The sequence below is a fragment of the Streptomyces colwelliae genome, from assembly GCF_048158785.1.
GTDB lineage: Bacteria > Actinomycetota > Actinomycetes > Streptomycetales > Streptomycetaceae > Streptomyces.
In genome coordinates this window covers 1-16,223 of record NZ_JBLTJC010000240.1, presented here as the reverse complement: position 1 = coordinate 16,223, position 16,223 = coordinate 1, and the positions used below count along the sequence as shown (strand labels likewise).

The following is a 16,223-nucleotide window of genomic DNA, read 5'->3' as shown; positions in this document are numbered from 1 at the left end:
GCCCCGGCCCCGGCCCCGGCAAAATCGCCTACCGCATCGAGGATCTTGCGCATCTCAGTGGAGCCACCGTCCGGACGATCCGTGCCTACCAGGACCGCGGTCTGCTCCCCCGCCCTGAGCGGCGCGGGCGGGCCAACGTGTACGCCGATGTCCATCTCGCCCGGCTCCGGCAGATCGCGGACCTTCTCGACCGCGGCTACGGCCTGGCCTCCATCAAGGAGTTGCTGGACGCGTGGGACGCGGGCCGGGGTCTGGGCGGGGTGCTCGGGCTGGCCGCCGAGGTCGACGGGCCGTGGACCGACGAGGAGGCGGTCCGGATCTCGCGCACCGAGCTGGAGCAGCGCTTCGGCGGCAGCCCGGACGACGCGGCCGTCGCCGAGGCCGTCGAACTCGGCGTACTCGAGCCGGTCCCCGGAGACACCGACTCCTTCCTCGTACCGAGCCCCCAAGAGCTGGCCGTAGCCGTCGAGTTGTACGCCTCCGGGGTCCCCCTGCCCGCGATCTCGTCCCACCTGCGGGAGTTGAGGGTCCAGGTCGAGCACATCGCCTCCCGTTTCCTGGAGTTCACCACCGAGCACGTCTTCGCCCGCTACCTCGACGGCTCGCACCGTCCGACGGACGCGGACGCGACCGAAGCGGCCTCGCTCGTCCGACGACTGCGCCCGCTCGCCCAGCAGACCGTGGACGCCGAACTCGCCCGCGCGATGCGCCTGTTCGCCAATAGGTCCCTGCGTCGGCACCTCGGGGCAGCGGAGCCTTCGCGGTCCGCGTCCTCGTCACGTTCCGTGGCCGTGCCCGAGACGACAATGCGGGCCGTGGAGGCGTTGGTTGGTCCCGCGAAGGCGGCCGAGTTCATCGCGCTGGCGGCCGAACGGGAGCTGCGGGCAAGGGCGTTGGATGCGCTCATGCCAAGGGGTGGGCCCCCAGCTGATCTTGACGAACAGGGGTGACATGACAGGGAGTTGTCCACAGAAACGCCAATTCCCCTGTGGATAACTACAGTTGGTTGTGGATCAAACATCGGCCACAAAATAAAATGCGTGACCCACGTCTCTCCCGTCATGCTGAGCGGATGGATGAAAGACGCACCGTGAAGGTGTCGAAGTACCTCTCCAAGCATCTGCGCCACCAACCCGAGCGGATCGGGCTCACCCTCGACGAGGCCGGCTGGGTCGAGATCGACACGCTGATCGCCGCCTGTACCGCACACGGGGTCCGGTTCAGCCGTCAGGAACTCGACCACGTGGTGGCCACGAACGACAAGCGCCGCTTCGCGATCGAGGGCACCCGTATCCGCGCCAGCCAGGGCCACAGCATCGAGGTCGACCTCGGACTGCCCCCGGCCACCCCGCCGCCGTACCTCTTCCACGGCACGGTCGCACGCATCCTCGACGCGATCCGGGCCGAAGGGCTCAGGCCCATGAACCGCCATGCCGTGCACCTCTCCGCCGACCGGGAGACCGCGACCCGCGTGGGTGCCCGCCGCGGGCGGCCGGTCGTGCTCTCCGTGGATACCGGCGCCATGCAGCGGGACGGTCACGTCTTCCGGGTCAGCGAGAACGGGGTGTGGCTCACGGAGGCGGTACCCGTGCGGTATCTGCGGTTCCCCGCATCCCACTGACCCCGCACGGCCTGAGGAGTACCGCCCGGGTATGGCCTCCGCGGCACCACCCCCGGCATGATCAGTGGTATGGACCACTTCCCGAGCACCGAGGCCGCCGTCACCGCCCTCCGCGCCGTCGCGTCCGAGTACGCGCGCGAGATGGAGGTCACCCATGACATCGGCGCCGACCAGACCTCACGCCGCACCTCCGCGGGCTTCGGCGTCACCACCGACCCGGACGGTTCGCTCCCGCACGAGGCCTTCGTCGAGTTCGGCGGACTGCCGCGGGTGAGCGTGCGGCTCTATCCCGACGACGACGCGCTGATCACGGTCGAGGGCATCGACTGCCCCGACATCGCCCGCGACGACGTCCCCGCCTTCCTCCGCTCCGTCTTCGACGGCCACGCCTACGTCAAGGCCCGCCGTTTCCCGCCCAGTTGCAATCTCGTCGTCCCGCTGCCCGGCGACCGGACGCACAAGGAGTGGATCTCGATGATCGTCCTCACTCCGTGGCTCAACAGCCGCATACAGTGACGGTTTCACGTGAAACACGGACGTCGGCATAGCCTGGCCATCATGAGCCTGCGCCTGAGCACCGTGATCCTCCCGTACCGCCGCTGGAACGAGGGGAGCCGCGAGTCCTGGCAGCGCGCGGAGCAGCTCGGCTTCCACGCCGGTTTCACCTACGACCACCTGTCCTGGCGCACCTTCCGGGACGGCCCGTGGTTCGGCGCCGTACCGACACTGACCGCCGCCGCGGCCGTCACCGAGCGGATGCGTCTGGGCACCCTCGTCACCTCGCCGAATTTCCGGCACCCGGTGACCCTCGCCAAGGAGCTCATCTCGCTCGACGACGTCTCCGACGGGCGGGTCACCCTGGGCATCGGCGCGGGCGGCACCGGCTTCGACGCCACGGCGCTCGGGCAGGAACCGTGGACCCCGCGTGAGCGTGCGGACCGGTTCGGGGAGTTCGTTCCGCTGCTGGACCGGCTGCTCACCGAGGACTCGGTGTCGTACAAGGGCGACTTCTACTCCGCGCACGAGGCGCGCAACATCCCGGGCTGTGTGCAGCGACCCCGGCTGCCCTTCGCGGTGGCCGCCACCGGTCCGCGCGGGCTGAAGCTCGCCGCCCGGTACGGACAGGCGTGGGTGACCACCGGCGACCCCAAGCTGTTCGAGAACGGCACCCCTGAGCAGTCGGTTCACGCCCTTCGCGGGCAGGTCGAGAAGCTGGCCGACGCCTGTGCGGCGATCGGCCGGGACACGGCCGCGATCGACAAGATCCTGCTCACCGGTTTCACCCCGGACCGCGGCCGCCCGCTGGAGTCCCTCGACGCCTTCGTCGATTTCGCGGGCCGGCACCAGGAACTGGGCTTCACCGACATCGTGATCCACTGGCCGATCCCGGACTCCGACTTCGCCGCGGACGAGAAGGTCTTCGAGCAGATCGCCATGGAGGCTCCGACGCAGCTCCGCTGAGTCGCCGCCACGGCTCAGCGGGACTCGGGGAGCACAACGGCCCTGGTAGGGGCGGTAACCACTCACCTGTGCGCCCGCCCGCACGATCGTGCGGGCATATGCGGGAGAATGACCCGGTGACCTCAGCGACTCGACAGCCCGAGACCCCGGCCTCCGCCGTCCCGCCACGACTGATCGCCACCGACCTGGACGGCACCCTGCTGCGCGACGACAAGTCGGTGTCCCCCCGCACGGTGGCCGCCCTGGCGGCGGCCGAGGAGGCGGGTATCGAGGTCTTCTTCGTCACCGGCCGCCCGGCCCGCTGGATGGACGTCGTCAGCGACCACGTCCACGGCCACGGCCTGGCGATCTGCGGCAACGGCGCCGCCGTGGTCGACCTGCACGGCGGCGCCGGCGCCCACCGTTTCGTGAAGGTCCGCGAACTGGCCCGGGAGAACGCCCTCGACGCCGTACGCCTGGTGCGCGAGGCGGCGCCCGGGACGGTGTACGCGATCGAGCAGACCTACGGCTTCTACCAGGAGCCGGCGTATCCGAAGCTGCACCTGGAGATCCCGGACACCCTCGCCCCCGCCGAGAAGCTCCTGGCGTCGGACGCCCTGGGGGCCGACGAGCCGGTGCTGAAGATCCTCGCGTTCCACGCCGAGCTGGACCCGGACGTCTTCCTGAACGTCGCCCGCCTCGCCCTCGGCGACCGCGCGAACGTAACCCGCTCCAGCCCCAGCGCCCTGCTGGAGATCAGCGGGCCCGGCGTCTCCAAGGCCAGCACGCTCGCCCTGTGCTGCGCGGAGCGCGGTATCGCGCCCGAGGAGGTCGTCGCCTTCGGGGACATGCCGAACGACGTCGAGATGCTCACCTGGGCGGGACAGTCGTACGCGATGGGGAACGCGCACCCCGACGTGCTCGCCGCAGCCTCCGGGCGAACCGTCGACAACAACGAGGACGGTGTGGCGGTCGTGATCGAGCGGATGCTGGCGGAACGGCGCTGACGGCGACCGGGTGGTAACGGGCGTCGTCCTAGAGCACGCCCCTTACGCGACGAATTCCCTCAGCCGAGCGGTACTCCTCGCTGTGCCAGCCAGGGCACCGGATCGACCGCCGATCCCATGTCCGGGGTGACCCGCACCTCGAAGTGCAGGTGTGGGCCGGTGGAGTTGCCGGTCGTGCCGGACTGGGCGATCCACTGGCCGGTGGTGACGCGGTCCCCCTGGTCGACGGTGACGGCGGCGAGGTGGGCGTACTGCGTGTAGTAGCCGCCCGGGTGCTCGATGACGATCTCGATGCCGAAGGCGCCGCCGCAGGACACCCGCACCACCCGGCCCGCCCCGGCCGCCCGCACCGGCGTACCGATGGGCACCGCGAAGTCCTGGCCGGTGTGCCGGTTGGCCCAGCGGGAGCCGCCGCTGCCGAAGCCCGCGGAGAGTTCGACGGGCTCCACCGGCGCGACCCACGGGTCGGTGACGGAGGTCGGCGGCTGGTCGAGGCGGACGGCGCCCCGGCAGGTGCCCGCCGCGACCGAGGCGTCCGCCTGGCCCTGCAACTGGCCGCGCGCCTCTTCGAGTTTGCGCTGGATGCCCTGCTTCAGGTCGGCGAGTTCGGCGTTCCGCTTCTCCAGGGTCCGCCACTCCGACGCGGCCTTCACCTCGTCGCCGGCGAGCCGGACCTCGGCCCGGTGGCTCCTGCCGATCGCGTTGCCGACGGCGAGATCCGCCTGCGAGAAGACGTGCTGATCGCGCATCAGATCCTCGGGGCTGTCCGCGAGGATGATCCGGGCCGCCATCGGGATACCGCCGCCGCCGCGGTACTGGGCGCGGGCGATCCGGCCCAGGTCCTCGTGCAGCCGTGCGATCTCCCGCCGTTCGCGGTCCAGTTGGCCCTCGACCCGCTGGGCCCGGGCCCGTTGCGCGTCGGCCTCCTGCCGCCCCGCCTCGTACCGCTGCGCCGCGACCGCCGCGTCCTGGTACAGCCGTGCCACCTGCGCACTGGCACCGGAGGCGGCCTGGGAGTCGTCGTCGCCGGGGCGGGCCGCCAGGACGGCGAGCGCGCACAGCAGCACCGGAACGAGCAGCGGATGACGGCGAGATGAGCGCATGTCAGCGATCGTGACCCGCGCGGCGGACGAAGGCCCTGTTCAAGTCGTACGCATGGGGGACGCCTTGCTGCGAACGGCTCAGCGGTGGCCGCGGTGGCCGGCGGCCCGACAGGGCTCAGTGGGGCGCCTGCCACACCACCGTCGTACCGCCGCCGTCCTCGCCGATGCCCGGCCCGTACCAGCTGTCGCCACCCAGGGATTCGGCCCGGCGCTTGAGGTTCCGCAGGCCGCTGCGCCGGCCGCCCGCCGGGATGCCGACGCCGTCGTCCGCGACGGTGAGCCGGACGCCGGGCCGGCCGTCCGGCAGGGTCGCGGTCGCGTCGACGACGACCTCGATCCGCGCCGCCTCCGCGTGCCGGAACGCGTTGGAGAGGGCCTCGCGCAGGGCCGCGATGAGGTTCTTGCCGGTGAGATCGCCGACCGTGGTGTCGACCGCGCCGACGAAACGGTGCGCGGGCTTGAAGCCGAGGGGCACGGCCGCCATGTTGATCTCCCGCAGCACCCGCGTGCGCAGCCCGGAGGGCGCCTCCGCGGGGCCCTGCTGGAGCGCGAAGATCGCGGTGCGGATCTCCTGGATGGTGACGTCGAGTTCGTCGACGGCGTTGCCCACACCGCGCCGCACCTCGGGGACGAGCGACCCGCGCTGGGCGCTCTCCAGCATCATCCCGGTGGCGAACAGCCGTTGGATGACCAGGTCGTGCAGGTCGCGGGCGATCCGGTCGCGGTCCTCGTACACCGCGAGCCGCTCCCGGTCGCGCTGCGCCTCGGCCATCATCAGCGCGAGCGCGGCCTGCGAGGCGAACTGGATCGCGAGGGTGCGCTCGGCCTCGGCGAACGGCCGCTCGCCCGGCGCGCGGGGCGTGACCAGGGCGCCCAGGACGCGCCCTCCGCTCTGTAGGGGCAGCGCCATGATCGGCCCGTACGCGCGCGCGAGGGCGCTGAGCATACGGGGATCGGTGGCCGCGTCCGCCACGAACACCGGCTGTCCGTCGAGGAGTTGGGCGACGATCTCGCTCTCCGGCGGGACGACCCTGCCGAGTTGGTCCGACGGCTGTTCCGAGGCCACGGCGACGATCTCCATGCCGCCCTCGGCGGCGGGCAGCAGCACGATCCCGGCCGCCGATCCGGACAGCCGGCGGGCCCGTTCCGCGACGACCTGGAGCGCGTCCTCTGCGTCACCGCCGGACAACAGGGCGGTCGTGACGGCCACCGACCCGTCGATCCACCGCTCGCGCTGCTTGGCGGCCTCGTACAGCCGGGCGTTGCCGATGGCGATACCCGCCTCGGTCGCCAGCACCCGGACCATGCTGACGTCGGAGTCGTTGAAGGGATGCCCGCCGCGCTTCTCGCCGAGATAGAGGTTCCCGAAGACCTCTCCCTGGACGCGGATGGGAACACCGAGAAAGCCGCGTATCCGCGGATGGTGCTCGGGGAAACCCCAGGACCGCGGATCCTCGCTCACATCCACCAGCCGCACCGGCTCCGACTCCCGGATGAGGGCGCCGAGCAGCCCCTTGTGCCCGTCGGGAAACCGCCCGATACGCCGCGCGGTCCCCGCGTCGACCCCGTGGAAGACGAAGTCGGCGAGCGCGTCGCCATCCTCGTCGATGACGCCGATCCCCGCATAGCGGGCGTCCGTCAGCGTGGCCGCCGCCTCGCAGATCCGCTCCAGCGTGGAGTGCAGTTCGAGCCCGCTCCCCACGGACCGCATCGCCTCCAGCAACTGCGGCACGCGGACGGCCAGTTCGGCCGAGAGTCCCGGGGAGGGGAGCGGGGGACCAGGGCGCGGGGTGGCTGACATACACCGAGCCTAATTAGTCCCCTTTGTCAAGGAAAGTCGAGCGAAGCGGCGACGAGCCCTCCTAGCCGGCCGCCACCAGCAACTCCGACTCCGCCTCCCGCTCCGCCATCCCCCGCAACGGCCCCTCCACCGAGGTCAGTCCGGCGTACGGTCCCCGCTGCACCACACGCCCCTCGTCCAGCACGATCACCTCGTCCACGTCCTCCAGGCCCGCGAGCCGGTGCGTGATCAGCAGTGTCGTACGGCCTTCCGTGGCGGCCAGCAGATCGGCGGTGAGCGCGTCGGCGGTCGCCAGGTCCAGGTGTTCGGCGGGCTCGTCGAGCACGAGGACCGGGAAGTCGGCGAGCAACGCGCGGGCGAGCGCCAGCCGCTGCCGCTGTCCGCCGGACAGTCGCGCCCCGTGCTCACCGACCAGCGTGTCCAGGCCCTCGGGCAGCCCGTCGGCCCAGTCGAGGAGCCGGGCCCGCTCCAGCACCGCCCGCAGTTCGTCCTCGGTCGCGTCCTTCTTCGCAAGGAGCAGGTTCTCGCGCACCGAGCTGTCGAAGAGGTGCGCGTCCTGGGCACACAGCCCGACGAGCCGTCGTACGTCGTCGCCGTCCAGGGCGTACGCGTCCACGCCGGCCAGCGTGTACGTGCCGGTGTCCGCGTCGAGGAAGCGCAGCAGCACCTGTGCCAGCGTCGTCTTGCCGGACCCGGAGGTGCCGACGACGGCGACCCGGCGCCCCTTCTCCAACGTCAGGTCGAGCCCGGCGAGCGCGTCCCGGTCCTGCCCTGTGTGCCGGGCGGCCAGTCCCTGCACGACGAGCGGGAAGGGCGTCGCGGGCGCCTGGCGGGGCCGCTCCGGTTCCCGTACGGGTTCGGGCGCGTCCAGCACTTCGTACACGCGCTCGGCGCTCTTGCGGACCCGCTGCCGGTACTGCACGGCAAGGGGCAGTCCGAGGACGGCCTCGAAGGCGGCGAGCGGGGTCAGGACGACGACGGCCGTGAGGACACCGCTGAGCCGTCCCGCGGCGACGGCCTGGGCTGCCACGAGCGCGGTGGCGGCGACGGTCAGACCGGAGATCAGCGCGGTCAGGCCGTCGCCGAGCGCGGTGGCGGTGGCGGCGCGGGAAGCGATCCGGGTGAGGGTGCCGTCGGCCCGCTCGGCCTCGGCGGTACGGGCGGGCAGCGCGCCGGCGACCGTCAACTCGGCCGTTCCGGTGAGCAGTTCGGTCACGCGGGTGGCGAGCACTCCGCGGGCGGGGGCCAGCCGCCGTTCGGCACGGCGAGCCACGGCGCCGGTGACGAGGGGGACGCCGACGCCGGCCGCGAGGAGACCGACCGCGAGGGCGGCCCCCGCCTCAGGAAGCAGCCAGGCCGTGAAACCGACCGTCGCGGCAGAGACGGTCACCGCGACGCCTGCGGGCAGGAGCCAGCGCAGCCAGTAGTCCTGGAGCGCGTCGACGTCCGCGACGAGCCGGGACAGCAGATCGCCGCGACGGGTGTCGCGCAGCCCGGCGGGAGCGAGCCTGTCAAGGCGCCGGTAGACGGCGACCCGGGTGTCGGCCAGCATCCGCAGCACCGCGTCGTGCGACACGAGCCGCTCCGCGTAACGGAAGACGGCCCGCCCGATGCCGAAGGTCCTGGTCGCCGTCACGGCCACCATCAGGTACAGCACGGGCGGCTGCTGCGAGGCCCGCGAGATCAGCCACCCGGAGGTGGCCATGAGCCCAACGGCGCTGCCGAGCGCGAGACTTCCGAGCAGCAGCGCCAGGGCGAGGCGTCCGCGCCGGGCGCCGGACATGGCACGGACCCGGGCGAGGACGCCACCCGTGTGTGCCGCGAGCCGCGTCCCGGGCTCGTCGAGGGCCACGGGACTCACCGGCGTCTCCGACGAGCCCCGGTTCGTACCGGTGACCGCCGGCACGGTCTCCGCGCCCATCGCGGCCACGCCCTCTGTCACCCGCACCACCCGGTCGGCCACCGCCAGCAGGGCCGGCCGGTGCACCACGAGCAGGACCGTCCGCCCGACCGCCAACCGCCGTACCGCTTCCACCACTTCGGCCTCGGTCGCTCCGTCCAGCGCGGCCGTCGGTTCGTCGAGGAGGAGCACAGGCCGGTCGGCGAGGAAGGCCCGCGCGAGCGCGAGCCGCTGCCGCTGCCCGGCGGACAGCCCGGCACCGTCCTCGCCGAGCACGGTCCCGATGCCCTCGGGCAGCGCGTCCACGAAGTCCAGGGCGCCCGCATCGGCCAGCGCCCGCCGTACGGCGGTGTCGTCGGCGTCGGGGCGGGCGAGCCGTACGTTCTCGGCGATCGTCCCGGCGTACAGCTGCGGGCGTTGCGGCACCCAGGCGATCCGGGACCGCCACCGCTCCAGGTCGACGTCGGTGAGATCGACTCCCCCGACGCGCACCCGGCCCTCGGCGGGCCGGACGAACCCCAACAGGGCGTTCAGCAGAGTGGACTTGCCCGAGCCGCTCGGGCCGACGAGGGCGACCGTCTCTCCGGGTTCCACGGTGAAGGACGTGTCCGACACGGCGTCCGCGGACCGCCCGGGATAGCGGACCGTCACGCCCTCGAAGACCAGGGCGTCCGACGGTACTTCGGTGCTGCCGGAGGCCGGTACCGGTGTCTCAAGCACCGAGAAGATCTCCTCGGCCGCCGAGAGGCCCTCAGCAGCAGCGTGGTACTGCGCGCCCACCTGACGCAGCGGCAGGTACGCCTCGGGGGCCAGGACGAGGACGACCAGACCGATGTAGAGGTCCATGTCGCCGTGGACGAGCCGCATGCCGATCGTCACGGCGACCAGGGCCACGGAGAGCGTGGCGAGCAACTCCAGGGCGAAGGAGGAGACGAACGCGATCCGCAGCGTCCGCATGGTCGCCTGCCGGTACTCGCCGGTGATGCGCCGGATCGAGTCGGCCTGCGCCTTGGCCCGGCCGAACACCTTCAGGGTCGGCAGTCCGGCGACCACGTCCAGGAAGTGCCCGGAGAGCCGGGACAGCAACTGCCACTGCCGGTCCATCCGGGACTGCGTGGCCCAGCCGATCATCACCATGAAGAGCGGGATGAGCGGCAGCGTGCCGACGATGATCGCCGCCGACACCCAGTCCTCGGTGACGATCCGCGCCAGCACCGCCACCGGGACCACCACCGCGAGCCCCAACTGCGGGAGATAGCGCGAGAAGTAGTCGTCGAGGGCATCAACGCCCCGGGTGGCGAGGGCGACCAGCGAACCGGTCCGCTGCCCGCTCAGCCAGCCGGGGCCCAGCTCCACGGAACGCTCCAGCAGCCGTCGCCGTAGCTCCGACTTCACGGCGGCGCTGGCGCGGTGGGCGGCGAGTTCGGTGAGCCAGGAGACCAGGGCGCGGCCGATGGCGACGGCCACCAACAGCAGCAGGGGAGTGCCGAGTTCACCGACGGACATCCGGTGCTGGAAGGCACCGACCACGACTTCGGCGATGAGCATCGCCTGCGCGATGACCAGCACCGCACCGAGGGCACCCAGGCCGACGACCGCCATGAGGAAGAGGCGGGTGGCGCGGGCGTAGCGGAGCAGACGTGGGTCGATCGGTTTCACGTGAAACACACCCTCTTCTCGGGAGGTCCCGGCTTCGCAGCGGTCCCGACTTCTCGGCGGGGCCAAGGGGCATGTTTCACGTGAAACATGCCCCAAGTCGGACTCAATGCTCGGACTAAGAGCGCGGACTCAGTGCGCGGCTTCGGCGATGTGCTGCGTACCGATCCGCTTGCGGAACACCCAGTAGGTCCAGCTCTGGTAGAGCAGCACGATCGGCGTGGCGATCCCCGCGCACCAGGTCATGATCTTCAGGGTGTACGGGCTCGACGAGGCGTTGGTGACCGTGAGGCTCCAGTCCGGGTTGAGCGAGGACGGCATGACGTTCGGGAAGAGCGACAGGAAGAGCATCGCGACGGCCGCCACGATGGTGACGCCGGAGAACGCGAACGACCAGCCCTCACGGCCGAGTTGAATCGCTCCCAGCGCCGCGACGAGTGCGACGACGGCCACGATCAGCGCGACCAGACTCTTGCCGTCACCGCTGTCGACCTGGGTCCAGATCAGGAAGGCCAGCGCCAACAGGGCGGTGACGAGCCCGACTTGAAGGGCCAGCTTCCGCGCCCGCACCCGGATGTCCCCGACGGTCTTGAGGGCCGTGAACACCGCACCGTGGAAGGTGAAGAGCGTCAGCGTGACCAGGCCGCCGAGGATGGCGTACGGGTTGAGCAGATCCCAGAAGGTGCCGGCGTACTCGAAGTTCTTGTCGATCTTCACGCCCCGGACGATGTTGCCGAAGGCCACGCCCCACAGGAACGCGGGGAGCAGCGAGGTCCAGAAGATCGCCGTCTCCCAGTTGCGCTGCCAGTTCTCCTCCGGCCGCTTCGCCCGGTACTCGAAGGCGACGCCCCGGACGATCAGGCAGACCAGGATGATCAGCAGGGCGAGGTAGAAGCCGGAGAAGAGGGTGGCGTACCACTCGGGGAAGGCGGCGAAGGTCGCGCCGCCGGCGGTGAGCAGCCAGACCTCGTTGCCGTCCCAGACCGGGCCGATCGTGTTGATCAGCACCCGCTTCTCGGTGCGGTCGCGGGCGAGCAGTTTGGTGAGGATGCCGACCCCGAAGTCGAAGCCCTCCAGGAAGAAGTAGCCGGTCCACAGGACGGCGATGAGGACGAACCAGACGTCGTGCAGTTCCATGACTGTTGCAGCTCCCTCGGCCTAGTAGGAGAAGGCCATCGGCTTGTCGGCGTCACGGGAGTCGCCGCCGATCTTCGTGGGCGGGTTGAGGTCAGCCTCGGTGAGTTCGGGCGGGCCGGCCTTGACGTACTTCGCGAGCAGCTTGACCTCGATGACAGCGAGGATCGCGTAGAGCGAGGTGAAGACGATCATCGAGGTGAGGACCTCGCCCTGGGAGACGCTGGGGGAGACCGCGTCGCGGGTCTGGAAGAGGCCGTAGACGACCCAGGGCTGGCGGCCCATCTCGGTGAAGATCCAGCCCCAGGAGTTGGCGATCAGGGGGAAGCCGAGGGTCCAGATCGACACCAGCCAGTAGAGCTTGGTGAGTTTCGGGCCGAGGGTCTTGTTCTTGAAGAGGACGACATTCGGCACCTCGTCGTCGCCGACCCGCAGATGGGGAGCCAGCATGAACTTCTTGCGGGTCAGCCAGAGTCCGGCCAGGCCGATCGCGAAGGACGCCATGCCGAAGCCGATCATCCAGCGGAACGCCCAGAAGGTGACGGGGATGATGGGCCGGTAGTCGCCGGGACCGTACTTGGCCTGCTCGGCCTTGTTGGTGTCGTTGATGCCGGGGACGTACGAACTGAAGTCGTCGTCGGCGAGGAACGACAGTATCCCGGGGATGGACAGCTCGACGGAGTTGTGGCCCTTGCTGACGTCGCCGTAGGCGAAGATCGAGAACGGCGCGGAGTCCTGGCCGTCCCACAGTGCCTCGGCGGCCGCCATCTTCATGGGCTGCTGCTTGAACATGACCTTGCCGAGAGTGTCACCGCTGACCGCGGTGAGCAGGCCGGCGATGGCGACGGTGACCAGGCCCAGCCGCAGCGAGCTCTTCATCACGGCGATGTGCTTCTTGCGGAACAGGTGGAAGGCCGCGATGCCGACCATGAACGCGCCGCCGGTCAGGAAGGACGCGGAGAGCGTGTGGAAGGCCTGCGCGAGTGCGGTGTTCTGGGTCAGCACGTGCCAGAAGTCGGTGAGTTCGGCACGCCCCTTGGCCTTGTTGATCTTGTAGCCGACGGGGTGCTGCATCCACGAGTTGGCCGCGAGGATGAAGTACGCCGACAGGATCGTGCCGATCGAGACCATCCAGATGCAGGCCAGGTGGATCCGCTTGGGCAGCTTGTCCCAGCCGAAGATCCACAGCCCGATGAAGGTGGACTCGAAGAAGAACGCGATCAGCGCCTCGAAGGCGAGCGGGGCACCGAAGATGTCACCGACGAACCGCGAGTAGGCGGACCAGTTCATACCGAACTGGAACTCCTGCACGATGCCCGTGACGACGCCCATGGCGATGTTGATCAGGAAGAGCTTGCCCCAGAACTTGGTGGCCCTGAGGTACTTCTCCTTCTCCGTGCGCACCCACGCGGTCTCCAGCCCGGCCGTGAGAGCGGCGAGCGAGATCGTCAGCGGGACGAACAGGAAGTGGTAGACGGTGGTGATGCCGAACTGCCATCGCGCCAGTGTCTCCGGCGCCAGAGCCAAATCCACGTCGTCAGTCTCCTTATGTCGCCGTGGTCACAGCGGCAGTTTGCCCCTTATGTCACACGCATCACTGGACAAGCAGGACACGCTTGTGAACGCGTTCACATTCACAAGGAATTATGACGCATAGCCGTTCGATGCGTGATGGGCGGGGGGTCCCTAAGGACGTCCCGTACGTCACATCGGCCAGAGCCGGTCGGCCTATGGCGCGGGGCGCCTCGGTTTCACGTGGAACCAAGACGCCCCGCAGGCTCGCGACAGTCGTTCACAACTCCTTGCGGAAGCCCTCGGCCACCTTCAGAAAGATGTCGTTGCCCTCGGACTCCCCGATCGTGATCCGCGCACCCTCGCCCGCGAACGGCCGCACCACCACGCCCGCCTGGTCACAGGCCGCCGCGAAGTCGAGCGTGCGCTCCCCCAGCCGTAGCCACACGAAGTTGGCCTGGGTCTCCGGGACCGTCCAGCCCTGGGCGCGCAGCGTGTCGACCACGCGGGTGCGCTCGGACACCAACGAACCGACGCGGCCGAGCAGTTCGTCCTCGGCGCGCAGCGAGGCGATCGCCGCGTCCTGCGCGAGCTGACTCACCCCGAAGGGCACCGCCGTCTTGCGCAGCGCCGCCGCCACCGGCTCGTGGGCGATCGCGAAACCGACCCGCAGCCCGGCGAGGCCGTACGCCTTGGAGAAGGTCCGCAGGACGCAGACGTTCGGCCGGTCGCGGTAGAGCTGGACGCCGTCCGGCACGTCCATATCGCGGATGAACTCGCGGTAGGCCTCGTCCAGGACGACGAGCACGTCGCCGGGCACCCGGTCCAGGAAGCGCTCCAGCTCGGCCCGCCGTACGACCGTGCCTGTCGGGTTGTTGGGGTTGCAGACGAAGATCAGCCGGGTCCGGTCGGTGATGGCGTCCGCCATCGCGTCCAGGTCGTGCACGTCGCCCGGGGTCAGCGGCACCTGGACCGGCGTGGCACCGCTGATCCGCGTGATGATCGGGTACGCCTCGAAGGACCGCCAGGCGTACATGACTTCGTCGCCGGGCCCTGCGGTCGCCTGGATCAGCTGCTGGGCGACGCCGACCGAGCCGGTGCCGGTGGCCAGGTGGGAGACGGGGACGCCGAACCGTTCAGCCAGCTCGTTCATCAGGCCGGTGCACGCCATGTCGGGGTACCGGTTGAAGTTCAGAGCCGCCGCGGTGACGCTCTCCATCACGCCGGGGAGCGGGGGGTACGGGTTCTCATTGGAGGACAGCTTGTAGGCCACCGGACCGTCCGCCGAGGCAGGCTTGCCCGGCTTGTAGGTGGGAATACCCTCCAGCTCGGCGCGCAGCTTCGGGCTCGTCTCGCTCACCGCAGTCCTCCTCGTGACCACCACCGGCACGACCGGCTTTCAATACTGCTCACCTTATGAGGATTCGGCGCCGGCGCGTACAGGTCCAGCCGGGGTGAGCGGTCGCCGACGCCCACGTGAGCAGCCTCCGGGTGCCTGTCGAGTGCCGGTCGGGTGCCTGTCGGGATCGCCCCATGCGTCACATCCGCATCAGGGGCAACACCGTACGAAGGCGCACGAACCGGGGGCGCGCTGTACATATATCTATGCGCTGGTAGCTCGCGCCGTAGCGCGCATCGCTCGTACAGGTGAGTTGAGACCTCTTCGAAACATGGGGGGCTTGGCAGGCCTATGCGCGCCGACAAGTCACGTAATGCCATTGCATCGTTTAACTGACTTTGTTTCTAAGGCAGTTGACCCCTTCTGACCTTGCAGAAACGTGCCTGTCAACGCGTGCATATGCGTCCGCACTACCCCACCGCATGAGCCCTACTATCGGCTCGCCATGACAGCAGCAGGGAAGCACCAGGTGAGCCGCGCGGAAACCTCTCGTCGAGGAAGCCGGCCGGGCCGGGCGGGAATCAGAGACGTGGCCGCCGCGGCCGGAGTCTCCATCACGACCGTCTCCGACGCCCTCAACGGCAAGGGCCGGCTCCCGGACGCCACCCGACGCCATGTCCGCGAAGTCGCCGACCGGCTGGGCTATCGGCCCTCAGCGGCGGCTCGCACACTCCGTACCGGCAAGTCGGGCCTCATCGGCCTGACCGTGACGACGTACGGGGATGAACCTTTCACCTTCACCGAGTTCGCGTACTTCGCCGAGATGGCGCGGGCCGCCACCTCGGCCGCGCTCGCCCGCGGCTACGCCCTCGTGATCCTCCCGGCGACCTCGCGCCACGACGTGTGGTCGAACGTCGCCCTGGACGGCACGGTCGTCATCGACCCGTCCGACCAGGACCCGGTGGTCAGCGAGCTGGTCCGGCAGGGTTTACCGGTCGTCTCCGACGGCCGCCCGGCCGGCTCGCTCCCGGTGACCGCGTGGGTCGACAACGATCACGAGGCCGCGGTCCTGGGCATCCTGGACCACCTGGCCGACGCCGGCGCCCGCCGGATCGGCCTGCTCACGGGCACGAGCACGGACACGTACACCCACCTCTCGACCACCGCATACCTGCGTTGGTGCGAGCGGGTGGGCCAGGATCCGGTGTACGAGTCGTATCCGGCGCACGATCCGTGCGCGGGGGCCGTCGCCGCCGACCGGTTGCTCGCCCGGCCCGACCGGCCCGACGCGGTCTACGGCCTGTTCGACCCCAACGGCACGGATCTGCTGGCGGCGGCCCGTCGTTACGGGATGCGCGTGCCGGAGGATCTGCTGCTCGTGTGCTGTAGCGAGTCCACGGTGTACGCGAACACCGAGCCGCCGGTCACGACGCTGTCCCTGAAGCCGCGGCGGATCGGTACGGCGGTGGTGCAACTCCTCATCGACGCGATCGAGGGGGTCGAGTCCGACCTGCCGATCGAGCAGGTGATACCGACGGAACTGATCGTGCGGACGTCGTCCCAGCGGCGTCCGCCGAGGACCACGGTGAGTCCGCCTCGGTCGCCTGAGGGGAAGTAGGACTCGGCGAGCGGCCTGCCCGACCCGTCGACGGAGGTCTCCCAGCCGGTGCTGCTGCCGGGACTCGGCCATGGCCGGCCGGGTCCTCGGAC

12 protein-coding genes are annotated in these 16,223 nt (G+C 70.3%); 6 read left to right on the top strand and 6 right to left on the bottom strand.

Going from position 1 to position 16,223, the window contains the following annotated elements; genetic code table 11:
• Positions 1-23 precede the first annotated feature (23 nt).
• From ACNFOC_RS36230 to ACNFOC_RS36210, 5 genes are all read left to right on the top strand, one after another.
• A complete protein-coding gene (locus tag ACNFOC_RS36230; RefSeq protein WP_416963273.1) occupies positions 24-950 on the top strand; it encodes a MerR family transcriptional regulator in 927 nt (308 codons plus the stop codon).
• A gap of 122 nt (positions 951-1,072) precedes the next feature.
• Positions 1,073-1,621: an RNA 2'-phosphotransferase gene (locus ACNFOC_RS36225; RefSeq protein WP_416963272.1), complete on the top strand. Its 549-nt coding sequence runs from the start codon at positions 1,073-1,075 to the stop codon at positions 1,619-1,621.
• A gap of 57 nt (positions 1,622-1,678) precedes the next feature.
• Positions 1,679-2,137: a hypothetical protein gene (locus tag ACNFOC_RS36220; protein WP_416963271.1), complete on the top strand. Its 459-nt coding sequence runs from the start codon at positions 1,679-1,681 to the stop codon at positions 2,135-2,137.
• Between the two features lie 42 nt (positions 2,138-2,179).
• On the top strand, positions 2,180-3,082 hold the full coding sequence (locus ACNFOC_RS36215) for an LLM class flavin-dependent oxidoreductase (protein WP_416963270.1): 903 nt from the start codon (positions 2,180-2,182) through the stop codon (positions 3,080-3,082).
• Between the two features lie 98 nt (positions 3,083-3,180).
• The gene (locus tag ACNFOC_RS36210; RefSeq protein ID WP_416963269.1) at positions 3,181-4,068 is read left to right on the top strand and encodes a Cof-type HAD-IIB family hydrolase; all 888 of its coding nucleotides are present in this window, start codon (positions 3,181-3,183) and stop codon (positions 4,066-4,068) included.
• Between the two features lie 59 nt (positions 4,069-4,127).
• Here the strand turns inward: ACNFOC_RS36210 and ACNFOC_RS36205 are convergent, their stop codons facing one another.
• From ACNFOC_RS36205 to hisC, 6 genes are all read right to left on the bottom strand, one after another.
• Positions 4,128-5,171, bottom strand: coding sequence for a peptidoglycan DD-metalloendopeptidase family protein (locus ACNFOC_RS36205; protein ID WP_416963268.1), 1,044 nt, complete (start codon positions 5,169-5,171; stop codon positions 4,128-4,130).
• A gap of 115 nt (positions 5,172-5,286) precedes the next feature.
• A complete protein-coding gene (locus tag ACNFOC_RS36200) occupies positions 5,287-6,972 on the bottom strand; it encodes a sensor histidine kinase (RefSeq protein ID WP_416963267.1) in 1,686 nt (561 codons plus the stop codon).
• A gap of 61 nt (positions 6,973-7,033) precedes the next feature.
• The gene (cydD, locus tag ACNFOC_RS36195) at positions 7,034-10,531 is read right to left on the bottom strand and encodes a thiol reductant ABC exporter subunit CydD (RefSeq protein ID WP_416963266.1); all 3,498 of its coding nucleotides are present in this window, start codon (positions 10,529-10,531) and stop codon (positions 7,034-7,036) included.
• A 129-nt stretch (positions 10,532-10,660) separates the two neighbouring features.
• Entirely contained in the window at positions 10,661-11,665 is a 1,005-nt protein-coding gene (cydB, locus tag ACNFOC_RS36190) for a cytochrome d ubiquinol oxidase subunit II (protein ID WP_416963265.1), read from the bottom strand.
• A 21-nt stretch (positions 11,666-11,686) separates the two neighbouring features.
• Positions 11,687-13,195, bottom strand: a complete 1,509-nt coding sequence (locus tag ACNFOC_RS36185; RefSeq protein WP_416963264.1) for a cytochrome ubiquinol oxidase subunit I — start codon at positions 13,193-13,195, stop codon at positions 11,687-11,689.
• Between the two features lie 259 nt (positions 13,196-13,454).
• Positions 13,455-14,534, bottom strand: a complete 1,080-nt coding sequence (hisC, locus tag ACNFOC_RS36180) for a histidinol-phosphate transaminase (protein WP_416963263.1) — start codon at positions 14,532-14,534, stop codon at positions 13,455-13,457.
• 484 nt (positions 14,535-15,018) lie between these two features.
• Between hisC and ACNFOC_RS36175 the strand changes: the two genes are divergently transcribed.
• Entirely contained in the window at positions 15,019-16,131 is a 1,113-nt protein-coding gene (locus ACNFOC_RS36175; protein WP_078622773.1) for a LacI family DNA-binding transcriptional regulator, read from the top strand.
• Positions 16,132-16,223 lie beyond the last annotated feature (92 nt).

What these genes read in the sequence shown, in the direction of transcription:
- ACNFOC_RS36225 (WP_416963272.1), top strand. Translation starts at nt 1,073, where the DNA reads ATGGATGAAAGACGCACCGTGAAGGTGTCGAAGTACCTCTCCAAGCAT.
- ACNFOC_RS36220 (WP_416963271.1), top strand. Translation starts at nt 1,679, where the DNA reads ATGATCAGTGGTATGGACCACTTCCCGAGCACCGAGGCCGCCGTCACC.
- ACNFOC_RS36215 (WP_416963270.1), top strand. Translation starts at nt 2,180, where the DNA reads ATGAGCCTGCGCCTGAGCACCGTGATCCTCCCGTACCGCCGCTGGAAC.
- ACNFOC_RS36210 (WP_416963269.1), top strand. Translation starts at nt 3,181, where the DNA reads ATGCGGGAGAATGACCCGGTGACCTCAGCGACTCGACAGCCCGAGACC.
- ACNFOC_RS36205 (WP_416963268.1), bottom strand. Translation starts at nt 5,171, where the DNA reads ATGCGCTCATCTCGCCGTCATCCGCTGCTCGTTCCGGTGCTGCTGTGC.
- ACNFOC_RS36200 (WP_416963267.1), bottom strand. Translation starts at nt 6,972, where the DNA reads ATGTCAGCCACCCCGCGCCCTGGTCCCCCGCTCCCCTCCCCGGGACTC.
- cydB (WP_416963265.1), bottom strand. Translation starts at nt 11,665, where the DNA reads ATGGAACTGCACGACGTCTGGTTCGTCCTCATCGCCGTCCTGTGGACC.
- ACNFOC_RS36175 (WP_078622773.1), top strand. Translation starts at nt 15,019, where the DNA reads ATGACAGCAGCAGGGAAGCACCAGGTGAGCCGCGCGGAAACCTCTCGT.